This is a genomic window from Arthrobacter sp. S41 (assembly GCF_004320535.1).
Classification (GTDB): Bacteria; Actinomycetota; Actinomycetes; order Actinomycetales; family Micrococcaceae; genus Glutamicibacter.
On the sequence record NZ_SIHY01000001.1, the window covers coordinates 1,123,262 to 1,138,555 of the forward strand.

Sequence of the window (15,294 nt, forward strand, 5' to 3'; positions counted from 1 at the left end):
TCTTACTTACCTTCCTTAAGCCAGCCGGCAACTTCGGCTGCATAGTATGTGAGAATCTGTTGGGCACCGGCACGCTTGATGGAAAGCAAGGACTCAAGAACCGCGCCCCTGCGATCGATCCACCCATTGGCAGCGGCGGCTTCGATCATCGCGTACTCACCGGAAATTTGGTAAGCGGAGACCGGCACTGGGGAGAAATCTGCAATGTCGCGCACGATATCCAAGTAGCTCATGGCTGGCTTGACCATGATCATGTCAGCGCCCTCGGCGATGTCCAGCTCTGCCTCGATGACGGCTTCGCTTCGGTTGGCGCTGTCCATCTGGTAGGTACGGCGGTCACCAACCAGCTGGGAGTCTACGGCTTCACGGAATGGACCGTAAAAAGCGCTGGCGTACTTGGCACTGTAGGCCAACAGCGCGATGTTCTGGCGTCCGGCTAGATCAAGGGCCTGGCGGATCACACCGATCTGACCGTCCATCATGCCCGATGGAGCCAAAATGTGGGCACCGGCCTCGGCCTGCGCCAGGGCCATCTGCGCGTAAATGTCCAACGTTGCATCGTTGTCCACCTGGCCATTGGCATCAAGGACACCGCAGTGGCCGTGCGAGGTGAACTCATCCAGGCACACATCGGACATGACCAATAGTTCGTCGCCAACCTCGGCGCGGACCGCAGCAATACCCTGATTCAAGATCCCCTGTGGGTCGATTCCGGCAGATCCGGTTTCGTCGCGTTCTTCAGGGATGCCAAAGAGCATAATTCCACCCAGGCCGCGTTCTGCCGCGTCATTGGCAGCAGCCTTCAGCGAGTCCATGGAGTGCTGAACAACGCCGGGCATGGAGCTGATTTCGTTTGGCTTGCTAAATCCTTCACGGACGAAGGCTGGCAAAATCAGCTGTCGAGCGGACAGCTCATTTTCAGCCACCAAACGGCGCATGGCTGGATTCTGCCGCAATCGGCGAGGACGGTGCTCAGGGAAACCCATAGCTCTACTTTCTGTCTTGACTACTTACTATCTGCAGCTTCGGTCGTACCGTTGAGCAGCAGCAAATCTTTGGCCGCGTCGGCTAGGCCACGCGGGGTCGGCTGGGTGGCGATCGCATGCACCGGGATGGATGCTCGGGCCATAGCCTTGGCCGTGGGCTGACCGATGGCAATGGTTCGCATCCTTTGCGGCAGCGGGCCAGCAACAAGTTCTGCGAAGCGTTTTGCCACCGAGGGAGCCGAGAAAACGACCAGATCCATCAGTTCCAGTTTCTCACTGATCGCCTCAGCCTGCAGAATATTCAGCGACTGGGTAGGCACCGATGAATCTACCGGTACTCCCCCGCTGCCCGCGGCGACGCTGCGGTAGGCTTCAAATTCATCCACGCTCACTGGTAGCAAGGCAAGCGCGTCCGCCAAGGTGGGGCTGGCCAAGTCCCCATGCGGGTAGCACAGGTGTGCATCAGTTTCAGGCTGCCATTCGTCTCGCATCCCTGCCGCTGACTGCAGTGTGGGCTGAAAATCTACTTCTCGCCCCCAGAGCTCGCTAATGGCAAGGCTGGTTTTTTCACCCACCGAAGCGATACGCAGACTTGCCGGTAAGCGCTGCTCCCCGATCAATTGATCAACAACTCGCACCGTATTCAGGCTGGTAACAACCAACCACTGATACTTACCGGCAAGCAGTTGCTCGCTCATGCGCACTAGCTCCGTACGATCTGTTGGCCAGATAGTATCGATCAGCTGGGCACACCACGAAGCGATACCCAGCTGGTCAAATTCCTGCACCGTAGCTTCGGCTCGTGCCGGGTTACGCAGGATTAGGGCGTGATAGGTCATGAGCGGGTGTTCAGGCCAAACCGGCAACGACGGCAGCGCCGTCAGCAATCATGGATTCGGCCAGGTCTCGGCCAAGCTGCACAGCGGAGTTGATGGAGTCGGCGGAAGTACGAGCGCTACGGCGCATCACTTCAGATCCATCGGGGTTGCAGGCCACCGCTTCGAGCACCAGCTCGGCACCATCCACCTGCGCCAGCGCGCCAATGGGTGCGGCGCATCCTGCTTCTAGCGTGGAAAGCAAGGAACGTTCGGCGACAACCTGCATTCGGGTATGAAGATCATCAAATGATTCCAGGGCCTGATCCAAGGCTTGGTGGCCGCTACCGGTGGTACGCACTTCCAGTGCCAAAGCACCCTGGCCCGGGGCAGGCAACATGATCGAGGGATCTAGGTACTCGGTGATGTAGCTTTCCAGCCCGAGTCGACGCATTCCGGCGGCGGCCAAAATGACCGCATCCAAATCACCCTGGGTGCTTCGGCCAACGCTGCCGTCATCCAAGGTCTCGCCGATGCCTTTGACCCGACCCAAACGGGTAGGGACGTTACCGCGGATATCAACAATCTGCAGGTCGCTACGGTAGGCCAAGAGCTGGGCTGCTCGGCGTGGAGAACCGGTGCCTACCTTGGCGCCCTGCGGCAAATCATCCAAGCCCAGTGAGTCATGGGAGCACAGTGCGTCTCGAACATCTTCACGGGCCGGGATGCAGGCCAGAACCAAGCCTTCAGGTTGCGCTGTCGGCAAGTCCTTGAGTGAGTGGACGGCTAGGTCGCATCCGGAATCCAGTAGACGTTGGCGCAAAGCGGCGGCAAAGACGCCGGTACCACCAAGGGTTGCCAGCGATCCGGTCACTACGTCACCCTCGGTTTTCACCAGAACGGTCTGCACTTCAAGACCAGAAATTTCGGCGAGCTTCTGCGCAGCCCAACCGGTCTGGGTGGTGGCCAACGCACTACCGCGAGTACCTACTCGGAACGATTCGCTCATGATTGTGGCACTCCAACTTCAGAGTCAACGGCGGCAATAGTTGGCCGCAGCGTTCCGTCCAAGGCCCGCTTTTCGCAGCAGCCTGGGCGGCAGACATCAAACCATGGACCGCCCTGAACCACCGAGGCACGACCAGCCCGGCGTGCCTTGCCATCTTCGCCGAGCAGACGCTCTTCAATCAGGTCAACCAAACCGGAAACAAAAGGTTGCTGGGTACCCGGGGTGGCCACACGATCAAAGGCCAGACCCAGCTGAGCGCAGGTGTCCTTGGCTTCGGTATCTAGATCCCAAAGCACTTCCATATGATCAGAGATAAAACCGATCGGTACAACAACAACACCGCCGACACCGGCAGCAGCATCCTCTTCCAGTGCGTCATTGATATCCGGTTCCAGCCACGGCATGTGCGGCGCACCCGAACGAGACTGGTACACCAACGAGTAGTCCAATCCCTTGGCTTCTTCAACCTGGGAAAGAATGTACTGCGCGACGGCCCGGTGCTGCGCGGTGTAGAGATTTTCGCTGTTTGCTTCGCGAATTTCTTTCGGACCAGCAGCCTGCGCATCCCCCATCGGAATGGAGTGGGTGACAAAAACGATCTTCACTGGCTTGTCAGTTTTTCCAGCCTCAGCAAGCTGGGCCTGAACCTTAGCCAAAGAAATCCGCAAGCTCTGAACAAAAGGCTCAACAAAAGCGGGAGTATCAAAGAACTGACGGATCTTATCAACTTCAACCACGCCGTCTAGGCCCGTGGCCAGCAGCCCCATGCCAAGGTCTTCGCGGTACTGTCGGCAGGCCGAGTACCCTGAGTAGGCGCCGGTGCCGAGCATCAGAACTTTGCGGTGACCATCGTCGGCCAGCTGTTGCAAGGTGTCGTTTACAAACGGGTGCCAGTTACGGTTACCCCAGTACACCGGCAGGTTGATGCCACGGGATGCCAGCTCGGCTTCCAGCGCGGCCTTCAACTCACGGTTTTGTCCGTTGATCGGTGAGACACCACCATTTTTGCGGTAGTGAACTGCCACCTCTTCAAGGCGTTCATCCGGGATACCTCGGCCTCCGGTGACGTTGCGCAAAAATGGCAGCACATCGTCTTGGCCTTCTGGCCCACCAAAGGAGGCGAGTAGCAAAGCATCATACGCTTTAGGAATCATCTGACCGTTCTGGTCGAATCCCTGGCGCGGATCAAAACTCTGGCTCACTTTAATACCTCAAGCACGTCGGCAGCAGAGATCTTCCGTCCGGTGTAGAACGGGGTTTCTTCACGTACGTGGTGACGGGCTTCGGTGTAGCGCAGGTGACGCATCATATCGACAAGGTCGATCATGTCATCGGCTTCGAGGCAAATCTGCCACTCGTAGTCACCGAAGGAGAACGCAGCGACGGTGTTGGCCAGAACGTTAGGGAATTCGCGGCCTAGGATGCCGTGGTCACGAAGCATTTTGCCACGTTCGGCTGGGTCCATGGTGTACCAGTCGGTGGAACGAACAAACGGGTAAACCGTCATCCATTCCTTGGCGCGGATGCCGCGGGCGAAAGCTGGAGAGTGGTTCTTAGCAAATTCTGCTTCGCGGTGCACAGCCATGGTGGAGTACACAATTTTTGTGCCTTCCAGCAGCGCGGAGCGACGGATCTTGCGCAGCGAAGCCTGAAGCAGCTCGGCAGATGGGCCGTGGACCCACACCATGATGTCAGCGTCTTCGCGCATGGCCGAGACGTCGTAGATGCCTCGCACGATGGCACCTTCGGTGGCCAGCTCTGCGATCAGCGCATCAAACTCGGTTGCTGCGCCTTCGCTGCGCTCAACGATTTCGGAACGCTTAAAGATGGTCCAGAGCGTGTAGAAGAAAGTTGGGTTTTCTCCCGCATTCGTGCGTTCGTTCATGACGGGCGAATTGTGCTCGGGTGCGTTGCTCACGTGATGTTCTCCTTGTTCTGCGGATCTTTTCATGGATGATGAATCCAAAATTCTTGCTGAAGTCTTAGCGGGCGCTGATGGCCACCGCGCGGCGTGCTTGAGAGATCACTCGGGCTAGGCCCGTACCGGAAATCCAGGCACCAACCACATCAAGCCCGACCAATGGTGCCAGCGCTTGTTCAAGGTCGACTCGACGCTGCACTGCGGCTTCACCTTGCAAAGGCACCATGTCGCTGAAGCGCGAGACGAAACTTCCTAAGACATCATCCCGATGCAATTGAACACCGAGAATCTTTGAAGCGTCTTTGATAGCTAACTCGATCAATGCTTCGTCATTGCCGGATTCAACCACTGGCTCAGACTCACCGATACGACCGAAGGACAGTCGAACCACGTGGGTTCCAGGGCCAGCTTCATTTGCGAGCCAAGGCCACTTCGCAGTGGAATGGGTCAGCGCTTTGGCGGTCAGTGGAGCGTTCTTATTGACCAGCACTCCCGAACCACGCGGTGCATCATCCAGTTCAGGCTTGTCCACCACCAAAATTGCTAGCGCAATGGAATTGGACGTGTCCTCAGCACTAATTTGTGCCTCGGAAGCCAGCAGCGGGTTAATCAGCTCTAAGGCAGGTGCAGCCGGTGTGGCAATGACGACCCGCTCTGCCTGAATTTCTTGGCCAAGGCTAGTTACCGTATAGGGGATCTGGGCATGAGCGTCGTAACTGACGGCAGTGACTGGCGAATTACGAACCAGTGTTGCCCCGGAGTCTTCTAGTTGCTTCACGAGTGACTCAACGAGGGTAAACATTCCACCCTCAAGTCCGCCCACGCGTGAACCTGCAGGAGCTGAAGCCTGCAATTTAGCTACCGCGCGGGCCAACGATCCGGTTTCCTGCATCGCTTGGCGCAGGCCAGGGGCGGCAGCGTCAATAGAGATCTGAGCCGGGTCGGTGGAGTACACGCCATTAATCACCGGCGAGACCAGCAGGTCCAAAACCGCTTGCCCCATACGGGTGCGCACTACTTCAGCCACTGAAAGTTTTTGGGTAGCCCACTTTTTGCTCATTGGCGTGATCAGGTCAGCAGCCGCACGGACTGTGCCGGCGCGACCAATAATGTTGCGCACAGCATCGGTGCGTACATCCGCAGGGATGCCAAGTAGGGCAGTGGCAGGCATTGGGTGTGCCACGATCTCTTGCTCGTCCCCCTGAATCAACCAGGCTGACTGGCCCGAGGTCTGAGCGATTTTTTCACTCAGGTCCAATTCATCTAGGTAGGCGGCAACCGTACCCTGACGTACCGCAAAGGATTCTGCGCCGGCATCAATTTTCAGTCCGGCTACGTCGGTGGTTCGCATGCTGCCGCCAAAGCTGTCATTGGCTTCTAAGACGGTAACTGCGTATCCGGTTTGACGAAGATCTCGGGCAGCGACCAGGCCTGCGATGCCACCGCCGATAACTACCGCGTGTGCTGCCTTCGGCTTAGCCTCATCGGTGGCAGTGCGTTTGTTATGTCGGGTTTCATTGGCTTTGCGTACTTTTTCTAGCAACCGCAAAGCGTGGGCAGGCGACTGCGAAGAGATCTCTGAACGCTCTACAGAAGCTGGCGATGATTCCTTGCTCACGTACTTAGCACCTTCTACCTTCACACATTGAAGCGGTTGCCTTGGACCGGGATTACGCACAAGCCCAAGGCACTACTCCCAGCTTAGACCCGTTGAATTACAGCGAGTGAATGAGCTCTACCACTTTGCTCAGCACAGTTGGATCCGTAGTTGGCGGAACACCATGGCCCAGGTTCACTACGTGTCCACGGGCCTGCTTTCCAGCTTCAACAACTTCACGCACGTGCGCTTCAAGCACTTCCCATGGAGCGGTCAGCAGTGCAGGGTCGATATTGCCCTGAACCGAAACGCCTTGGCCCAACCGTTCGATCGCGGTATCCAGTGGAATGCGGTAATCCACGCCCACGGTGTCAACGCCAATATCGCGCATAGCGCTTAGCAGTTCCCCGGTGCCGGTGCCGAAGTGAATCAATGGCACACCCAAGTCACGAACGAAATCCAAAGCCTGCGACGAATAAGGCGCGACGAACTTTTCATAGTCAGGCAATGACAAGGAACCTGCCCACGAATCAAATAGCTGAGCCGCAGAAGCCCCGGCTTCAACCTGTGCACGCAAGAACTTGCCTGAAGCGTCGGCAGCCCAACGCATGAGTCCTTCCCACACTTCTGGTTCTGAATGCATCATGGTGCGTGGACCCAAGTGGTCGCGGCTTGGCTTGCCTTCAACCATGTAGGCGGCCACGGTAAATGGTGCGCCGGCAAAACCGATCAATGGCGTGGAGCCTAATTCAGCAACGGTCAGGCGCACAGCTTCACGAATTGGTTCCAAGGACTCTTCGGTGAGTTCTGGAAGTGCTGCGACCTGTTCCGCGGTGCGGATAGGAGTATCTAGTACCGGGCCAACGCCTGGCACGATGTCTACACCGATTCCAGCCAAGCGCAGTGGGATGACAATATCGGAGAAGAAGATTCCGGCGTCAACCTTGTGTCGGCGTACCGGTTGCAGGGTGATTTCGCTGGCCATTGCTGGGTCCAGGCATGAATCAAGCATGCTCACGCCTTCACGCAACTTCAGGTATTCCGGCAGGGAACGCCCCGCTTGGCGCATGAACCACACTGGATGGTGCGACGGAGTTTTGCCCGTCAAAGCTTGGATCAAAGCGGAATCTTGGGTACGTCCATCGAGCATCGGATGGTTCTGCGACAGGGTCATACTCTAATTCTGCCAAGTCTTGAGATTAAAGCCCATTCGGGAGGTCCGCAAGCAGCCGAAGGTGAGCAACCTAACCCACCCAAAGGGCCCGATTTAGGCACGCCTGCGTTGTTTGCTCGGTCGTTCCGTCCTATTCTGGGGACACTGTGGTTTTCTTATCTCTTGTCGCTTCGCATTCGCAGCTCGATCTTGAGACCGTCGCGCAAATTAGCGCTTCGGCCGACGGGCTGGCAGCTGCCTCCGTTAACGGTTCGGCGGCCATCAATGGTGCCGTCGTTCTAGCAACCTGCAACCGTTTCGAGGTGTATGCGGACGTATCCCACGTGGATGACGCCACCGATCACCTGGTGAACGCACTGGCAGAAAGCACTAGCCTCTCCCCCGACTTCTTGGCCCGCCACCTGACCAGCTTGGAAGGTGAACCGGTCATTGAGCACCTCTTCTCCGTGGGCGCTGGCTTGGACTCGGCCGTTGTTGGCGAACGCGAAATCGCCGGCCAGGTGCGTCGAGCGCTGACCCAAGCGCAAACCGAAAAGACCACCACAAGCAACCTCAACCGCTTGTTCCAGAACGCAACCCGAGCAGCCAAGGATGTCGGCTCGAATACGGATCTGGGAACTCAGGGCAAGTCCGTAGTATCGGTGGCACTGGATCTAGCTGAAGAGCTGATGTCCGGAGATCGCGATTGGTCCGAACAGGACGTTGTGCTTTTCGGCACCGGTTCATACGCCGGAGCAACCATGGCTCTACTGAAGGAACGTGGCGTTAAGCGCGTTTCTGTTTACTCGCATTCGGGCCGTGCCGCTGACTTCACGGCTAAGCGTGGAGGATTCCCGCTCAGCGATGAACTTCTGCCCCAGGCACTGCGTGAAGCCGACGTGATTGTTGGTTGTTCCGGTGGCGGACACCAGATCTCGCGTGCAGAGCTAGAAACATTACGTGTGAAAAACCATCCGTTGATCGCTATCGACATGGCTCTAACTCATGACTTTGATCCAACTTTGGTTGAGCTGGCAGACGCAGAACTGATTACCCTTGAATCGGTCCGCATGGCTGCTCCCACCGAGCAGGCTATGGCTGTACACGCCGCTAGTCGCATCGTAAAGAAAGCCACGACCGAATTTGCTACAGCTCAGCGTGAGCGTGAAGCAGATTTCGCGATTGTGGCCCTGCGCCAGCACACCAAGGCCGTCCTTGATCAGGAAATCGCCAAGGTTCGCGCACAGCATGGTTGTACTGCAGCTGCTGAAGAAGTAGAGATGGCAATGCGTCGTATGGTCCGCCAGCTTCTGCATGTTCCGACCGTACGAGCCCGCGAATTAGCTGGCGAAGGACGCACCGACGAATACGTCTCAGCGTTGGAGACCCTGTACGGATTAGAGCTATCCGAGCCACAGGTTAGTCCACTGGCTGAGGTACCGCCGGTCCGAAGTACCGCGAGCCCGGTTGCGAGTTGCCCGGTCACCGAAGAATCAAAATCCGCATAATTAATCCTCGTTTCTTGATTTACAGTTCTGCATTCCAAGTCAAAGCATGGAATACTACTTCCAAGTAGATCACTGCGCTCAATTTCCAGATTGAATCGGCGGTGCATCGCGCAGCAGCTGGAAAGGCCGGATTCGACATGACGGAACTTGAAAATAGCAAAGGTGCCCGCTCCCAGCGGATGCCCCGTGAAGCACGGCGCCGACAGCTATTGCAGGCCGCCCATCAAGTTTTTGTTGCCCACGGTTACCATGGCGCTTCCATGGACGAAATCGCTGAAGTGGCACTCGTATCCAAACCAGTGCTGTACCAACACTTCCCCGGTAAGCGCGAGCTCTACCTAGCTTTGTTGGATTCTCACTTAGCCGACTTCAGCAAGAAGCTCGAAGAAGCCATCAGCTCCACCACCGATAACCGTCAGCGCGTGTTTGCCACCATCAACACGTACTACAGCTACATCAAGGGCGAATCTCAGGCCTACCGTCTCATTTTTGAATCCGATGTATTGTCTGATCAGCTGATTGCCGGACGTATCGAACGCTTCAACAATAAGCTCGCTGCGTCTATCGCCCGCGTTGTTGTGCAGGACACCGACATGAGCGAGGCTGAAGGCCTGCTTGCCGGTCGAGCCCTGGCTGGCCTATCGCAAGTTTCTGCTCGTTATTGGGCTTCCACCGATGATGCGGTGGACCAAGAAACCGCCGTAGATCTCATCTCGCGTTTAGCTTGGCGCGGAATTTCACAGTTCCCCAAAGAAAACTAGCTAAATTAGTCTTCAGAGGACCCATACGGGACACCTAAATCGTTTGAGAGGATCAGCGACAATCATGGAAATCCGCATTGGCATTCAGAATGTAGCCCGCGAAGTTGTACTTGAATCCGAGCTCAGCAACGCAGAAGTGAACGAGCAGGTCGCTAAGGCCATCGCCGATGGCACCGTCTTGGCACTTAAGGATCCAAAGGGCCGCGAGGTTTTGCTGCCTTCTGCTGGCATCGCTTACGTTGAGATCGGCCCAGAAGAAGTTCGCCGCGTCGGCTTCGGTCAGTAGAACACAAATTATTCAAGGCGCTTGACGCCTGTCGAAGAATGGCTGGTTTCCCGTTGACGGGACACCGGCCATTTTTTTCGAAATAGTGTCTTAGTTCACTGTGTTGTGATAATGCTAAGGGGTGACTCAACCACGTATCCGCAGCCCACGTCCAGTACCGACCAAAGACTTGGCCGAGCTGTTGCTCGGAATTGAAACCGAGTTTGAAGTTCCCGCGCCCTTTGATCAGCAGACACTCACTGCAGCCGAGACGGCCGTGGCCGACTTGGAACTGCCAGAGCGCGACGCCACCGACATGCCATTTTTCACCATCGACCCCGAAGGTGCCACGGATCTAGACCAGGCAATGTATCTGGAAAAGAACGAAGCTGGCTACGTGGTGAACTATGCCATCGCGGATGTACCGGCGTTTGTTAAATTGGGCAGCAAGCTCGATGAGGTAGCACGCCAACGTGGACAGACTTACTATCTTCCTCACCGTAAGATCTCTTTGCATCCACCATTGATCTCTGAAGATCAAGGCTCATTATTACCTGATCAGGTTCGCCCCGCCTTCCACTGGAGAATAACCCTTGATACTCAGGGCGCGCTTGGCGAGATTGAGCTGAGCCGGGTACGCATCAGATCCCGCGCGCAGTTGGACTACGTTTCCGCCCAAAAGAGCCTCGACGAATCTTCCGGGAACGAACAGCTAGAGTTACTGGCCGAAATTGGCGCCCTGCGCACCAAGCAGGAACAGCTACGCGGCGGCGCATCACTGACCCTGCCTGATCAAGAAGTCGAGGCGACGGACGATGGCTACAAGCTGGTGAGCCGAGTTCCTCTGCCTTTGGAAGATCACAACGCCCAGATCTCCTTGTTGACTGGCATTGCCGCAGCCCGGCTGATGCTCGATGCCGGCGTCGGAATCCTTCGCACCATGTCTGCCCCCGAGGACAAAGCGTTAGCGGACTTCCGCACACAAACCCAGCTCCTAGGTCATCCATGGGATCAGAGCATCAGCTATGGCCAATACCTGCACACCCTAGATGTCAGCGACCCACAACAACTGGTGATTATGCACCGCGCAGCATCACTGTTCCGTGGGGCCGACTACCAAGTTATTAATGGTCAGCCCGAAACCGACCTCGTTCAGGCCGCTTTGGCTGCGCCCTACGCACATACCACCGCACCGCTGCGACGCTTGGTGGACCGCTTTGTACTGCTCACCTGCAGCTTGCTGACCTCAAATCAGAGCATTCCTGATGAGCTGAAAACCGCTCTGGACCAGCTTCCAGAACTGATGCAATCAAGCTCCGCTTCGGCCAACAAGGTCAACAAGGCTGCGCTGGATCTGATGGAAGCAGTACTTCTACAAAACCGTATTGGAGAAGAATTCCAAGCCATCGTGGTGCAAAGTGCACGCGGCGGCGAAGGGAAATCTGCCGAAGGACAACTACAGCTAGTGCAATTGCCGGTCACCGGTAGTTTCACCGGAGACGGCGAACCGGGAACTTTGGTCACCGCAAAGTTGATCCAGGCTGATCCCACACAGCGAAAGATTAGCTTTGAAATCGTGGCCCAAAACTCCTAACCCAAGGTTTTTGACTAGAACCCGTTATGCTTGGGCTATTAGAAAATAGGATGCCCGATCGCAATGGGCTGAGAAATAAAACAGTATCTTGGTGGCTTCCCAGCGGTCACCATTCCCTAGGTGAATGAGATTCTCCTAAGCGAAACGACGCGATCGGCTCCGCTGGAATAGCACAGCACGATGAACCCACGGCAGAAAATGCCGAGGAATCACTCCGGAGCTGGGCCCACATGAAACGAGAATATTAATATCGTGACTGACACGACTCTGACGGCAGAAGCTGCCGAACCACAAGACCCACAGACCATCGAAGAGCCAGCAAAGCAGAACTTTGCAGACCTCAAGGTCCGTTCAGACATTGTCGCTTCCCTTTCGGAAGCCGGGATCGAGTATCCCTTCCCCATCCAGTCGCTGACCCTTCCGGTGGCTCTGGGCGGAAATGACATCATTGGCCAGGCAAAGACCGGTACCGGTAAGACCCTTGGCTTTGGTATCCCTGCATTGCAGCGCGTGATCCGTGCAGGCGACAAAGGCTACGATAATCTTGAATTCCCAGGTGCCCCGCAGGCACTGATCGTTGCCCCAACTCGTGAACTGGCTATCCAGGTTGGCGCCGACCTCGCACAGGCATCAAAGCACTCCAACATCTCCATCACCACCATCTATGGCGGTCGCCCCTACGAAGAGCAGATCAATGCTCTGAAGGCCGGCACCGACGTGATTGTTGGTACCCCAGGTCGCCTTATTGACCTGAACCGTCAGCGCGTGCTGAACCTCAAGCAGGTTCGCACCGTTGTCTTGGATGAGGCCGACGAAATGCTGGACCTTGGCTTCCTGCCCGACGTAGAGCGCATCTTGGCTGCCTTGCCTCCGGTACGCCAGGCAATGCTGTTCTCGGCCACCATGCCGGGCGCTGTGATCACCATGGCACGGCGCTACATGACCCGTCCAACACATATTCGTGCCCAGGATCCAGGAGACGACGATTCGCTGACCAAGCGCAACATCCGTCAGCTGGTCTACCGCGCACACAACATGGACAAGGACGAGATGGTGGCCCGCCTGCTTCAGGCTGAAGGCCGTGGCAAGTCCATCATCTTCACGCAGACTAAGCGTTCGGCTGCTCGACTTTCTGATGAGCTGGTAGACCGTGGCTTTAATGCCGGTTCTTTGCATGGTGACCTTGGTCAGGGTGCTCGCGAACAGGCGCTGAAGGCGTTCCGTTCAGGCAAGATTGAAATTCTGGTTGCTACCGATGTTGCTGCCCGCGGTATCGACGTTGATGACGTCACCCACGTGGTCAACTTGCAGTGCCCAGATGACGAGAACACTTACCTTCACCGTGTTGGTCGTACCGGCCGTGCTGGCAACACCGGCACCGCGGTAACTTTTGTTGACTGGGATTCGGTTCCTCGTTGGTCCTTGATCAACAAGGCACTGGGACTGAACGTTCCAGAGCCAGTGGAGACCTACTCGTCTTCCCCTCACTTCTTCACGGATCTGGACATTCCTAAGGGAACCAAGGGCCGTTTGCCACGCGCAAAGAAGGCTGCCCCTGCAGAGGGCGAAGGTTCGGAGCGTCGTGAAGATTCACAGCGCACTCCTCGCCGTCGCAACAACTCGCGCTCCCGTACCCGCACCGTCAACGGTCAGAAGACCGAACAGCGCGCCGGTCAGGAAGCCGTTGGCGAGCAGGAGAATTCACGCCACGGCCACTCCAAGGGCAAGCAGGACCGTCCAGCACGTGAGAACGAGCGGCATCGCGAATCGCACCAGCCAAATGCTTCAGCTGAGGCCGGCACGGATGCATCAGCACAGGAACCACGCCGCCGTTCGCGTCGTCGTACCCGTAGCACCGATGCAGGTGGACAGGACTAGTTTCAAGTCCCACCAGTTCGTTCGTTCTTCCGAAAGGAACCTAAGCCAGCGGTGCTTGCTCAACCCGAAGAATCAGCAATACCTGAAACCGGAGCTGATGATGATTCATCATCGTCAGCTCCGGCGTCAGCCAATACCGTGTACCACGGCGACAATCTAAGCATTCTCTCGGCTTTGCCAGATGAAAGCTTCACCTTGATCTACGTGGATCCGCCATTTAACACCGGACGTAAACAGACTCGTGCCCAGCGCACGATGGTTCGTGCTGCCGAAGGTGAAGGTGACCGCACCGGTTTCCAAGGTCGTGCCTACAGCACCGAACTTGGTGCTGCGCGTTCTTACCAGGACACCTTTGACGATTACCTCAGCTTCATTGAGCCAAGGCTTCGTCAGGCGCACCGTCTGCTCACCCAAGATGGCACCTTGTATGTGCACCTCGACTACCGCGAGGTCCACTACGTCAAGGTTCTACTCGATGAGATTTTTGGTCGCGACAGCTTCTTGAACGAAATCATATGGGCCTACGATTACGGAGCCCGCGCCAAGAACCGTTGGCCGGCTAAGCATGACACCATTTTGGTGTATGTGAAGGATCCAAAGAAGTATCACTTTGATTCTTCAGAAGTAGACCGTGAACCGTACATGGCTCCCGGCTTGGTCACTCCCGAAAAGCGAGCTTTGGGCAAGCTGCCTACCGACGTTTGGTGGCACACCATCGTTTCGCCAACAGGCAAGGAAAAAACCGGATACCCAACACAAAAGCCTGAAGGTATTTTGCGTCGAGTAGTTTCGGCATCTTCACGCCCAGGCGACTGGGTATTGGACTTCTTTGCCGGTTCTGGAACGACCGGAGCGGTAGCTGCAAAGCTGGGACGAAAGTTTGTCTTGGTAGATCAGAATTCGGAAGCAATCGACGTGATGCGTTCACGCTTGCCCGAGTCGACTACCTATACCGAGGCCTGAGTTCCACTGCTTTCCTGAATAATACGTTGCAACATTTCCGGCTCGGTGACATTCTCACCGAGCCGGTTTAGTTTCCCGGTTCCGTGATAATCCGAGGAACCGGTGATGATCAAGTTCTTTTTGGCAGCAAGGTCAAGCAACCATTCCTTGCCTTCTTCACTGTTGTCTCGGTGATGAATTTCCACCCCACCCAGACCGGCGTCGATCATTTCGTGGAACGTTGAGTTGGGTACGGTCCGTCCACGCAGCGAGGCTTTCGGGTGGGCAAACACGGGGACTCCCCCGGCTTCACGGACAAGTTTGACCGCTTCGGCCGGACGTACTGCGGGGTGGGTAACATAGTATTTGGAACGCGAAGACAAGATATTAGCGAAGGCCTCATTGCGATTCTCTGACACCCCTGCAGAGACCAGAGCATCAGCAATATGCGGACGGCCAATGGTTGCGCCCGGTTGGCAATGCTCACTGACCAAATCCCAACTCACCGGGTAGTCCTCAGCCAGACGTTCAACAATGCGCTGCGCACGAATGATGCGAGCGTTACGCGATAATTCCAGCTCGTCTAGCAGTGGCTGATAGGTGGGGTCATGCAAATAACTAAGCAAATGCACGCTAATCCCGTTGGGGTCCTGGCAGGTAATTTCCATGCCAGGAATGAAACCGACCCCCAGTTCCTTTGCCGTTTCGGCAGCCGGCGCCCAACCAGTGGTTTGATCATGGTCGGTCAACGCCACCACATCTAGTCCAGCGGTGGCAGAAGAACGGATCAAATCGGAAGGAGTTTGAGTTCCGTCTGACACGTTGGAGTGGGTGTGCAGGTCAATTCGCATATTCCTAGATTATC

Annotated in this window: 14 protein-coding genes; 6 read left to right on the forward strand and 8 right to left on the reverse strand. The window is 56.4% G+C overall.

What is annotated here, in order from left to right:
• Positions 1-2: 2 nt before the first annotated feature.
• The 7 genes from hemB to hemE all read right to left on the reverse strand — a co-directional run bounded on the left by hemB (position 3) and on the right by hemE (position 7,502).
• Positions 3-986 (reverse strand): porphobilinogen synthase, encoded by a 984-nt coding sequence (gene hemB, locus EYR88_RS05115; protein WP_131088621.1) that lies wholly within the window; start codon positions 984-986, stop codon positions 3-5.
• Positions 987-1,006: 20 nt separating this feature from the next.
• Entirely contained in the window at positions 1,007-1,825 is an 819-nt protein-coding gene (locus tag EYR88_RS05120; RefSeq protein ID WP_131088622.1) for a uroporphyrinogen-III synthase, read from the reverse strand.
• Positions 1,826-1,835: 10 nt separating this feature from the next.
• The gene (gene hemC, locus EYR88_RS05125; protein ID WP_131088623.1) at positions 1,836-2,810 is read right to left on the reverse strand and encodes a hydroxymethylbilane synthase; all 975 of its coding nucleotides are present in this window, start codon (positions 2,808-2,810) and stop codon (positions 1,836-1,838) included.
• Complete coding sequence (locus EYR88_RS05130) at positions 2,807-4,012, reverse strand: ferrochelatase (protein WP_131088624.1); 1,206 nt, start codon at positions 4,010-4,012, stop codon at positions 2,807-2,809. Before EYR88_RS05130 ends, hemC begins: the two co-directional genes overlap by 4 nt.
• Positions 4,009-4,695, reverse strand: coding sequence for a hydrogen peroxide-dependent heme synthase (hemQ, locus tag EYR88_RS05135; protein ID WP_131089795.1), 687 nt, complete (start codon positions 4,693-4,695; stop codon positions 4,009-4,011). The genes EYR88_RS05130 and hemQ overlap by 4 nt, the downstream gene beginning before the upstream one ends.
• 97 nt (positions 4,696-4,792) lie before the next feature.
• Positions 4,793-6,349, reverse strand: a complete 1,557-nt coding sequence (hemG, locus tag EYR88_RS05140; RefSeq protein WP_165477280.1) for a protoporphyrinogen oxidase — start codon at positions 6,347-6,349, stop codon at positions 4,793-4,795.
• 97 nt (positions 6,350-6,446) lie between these two features.
• The gene (gene hemE / locus EYR88_RS05145; RefSeq protein ID WP_131088626.1) at positions 6,447-7,502 is read right to left on the reverse strand and encodes a uroporphyrinogen decarboxylase; all 1,056 of its coding nucleotides are present in this window, start codon (positions 7,500-7,502) and stop codon (positions 6,447-6,449) included.
• Positions 7,503-7,648: 146 nt separating this feature from the next.
• Between hemE and EYR88_RS05150 the strand changes: the two genes are divergently transcribed.
• The 6 genes from EYR88_RS05150 (at position 7,649) to EYR88_RS05175 (ending at position 14,450) form a co-directional block, all read left to right on the forward strand.
• Entirely contained in the window at positions 7,649-8,989 is a 1,341-nt protein-coding gene (locus tag EYR88_RS05150) for a glutamyl-tRNA reductase (protein ID WP_131088627.1), read from the forward strand.
• Positions 8,990-9,126: 137 nt separating this feature from the next.
• Positions 9,127-9,750 (forward strand): TetR/AcrR family transcriptional regulator, encoded by a 624-nt coding sequence (locus tag EYR88_RS05155; RefSeq protein ID WP_131088628.1) that lies wholly within the window; start codon positions 9,127-9,129, stop codon positions 9,748-9,750.
• A gap of 64 nt (positions 9,751-9,814) precedes the next feature.
• Positions 9,815-10,036 (forward strand): DUF3107 domain-containing protein, encoded by a 222-nt coding sequence (locus EYR88_RS05160; protein WP_131088629.1) that lies wholly within the window; start codon positions 9,815-9,817, stop codon positions 10,034-10,036.
• A 121-nt stretch (positions 10,037-10,157) separates the two neighbouring features.
• Positions 10,158-11,609, forward strand: a complete 1,452-nt coding sequence (locus EYR88_RS05165) for an RNB domain-containing ribonuclease (protein WP_131088630.1) — start codon at positions 10,158-10,160, stop codon at positions 11,607-11,609.
• A 252-nt stretch (positions 11,610-11,861) separates the two neighbouring features.
• Complete coding sequence (locus EYR88_RS05170) at positions 11,862-13,487, forward strand: DEAD/DEAH box helicase (RefSeq protein WP_131088631.1); 1,626 nt, start codon at positions 11,862-11,864, stop codon at positions 13,485-13,487.
• 138 nt (positions 13,488-13,625) lie between these two features.
• Positions 13,626-14,450, forward strand: a complete 825-nt coding sequence (locus EYR88_RS05175) for a site-specific DNA-methyltransferase (RefSeq protein ID WP_242632539.1) — start codon at positions 13,626-13,628, stop codon at positions 14,448-14,450.
• Here the strand turns inward: EYR88_RS05175 and EYR88_RS05180 are convergent.
• On the reverse strand, positions 14,435-15,280 hold the full coding sequence (locus EYR88_RS05180; protein ID WP_131088633.1) for a PHP domain-containing protein: 846 nt from the start codon (positions 15,278-15,280) through the stop codon (positions 14,435-14,437). The two genes, EYR88_RS05175 and EYR88_RS05180, sit on opposite strands and share 16 nt — an antisense overlap.
• Positions 15,281-15,294 lie beyond the last annotated feature (14 nt).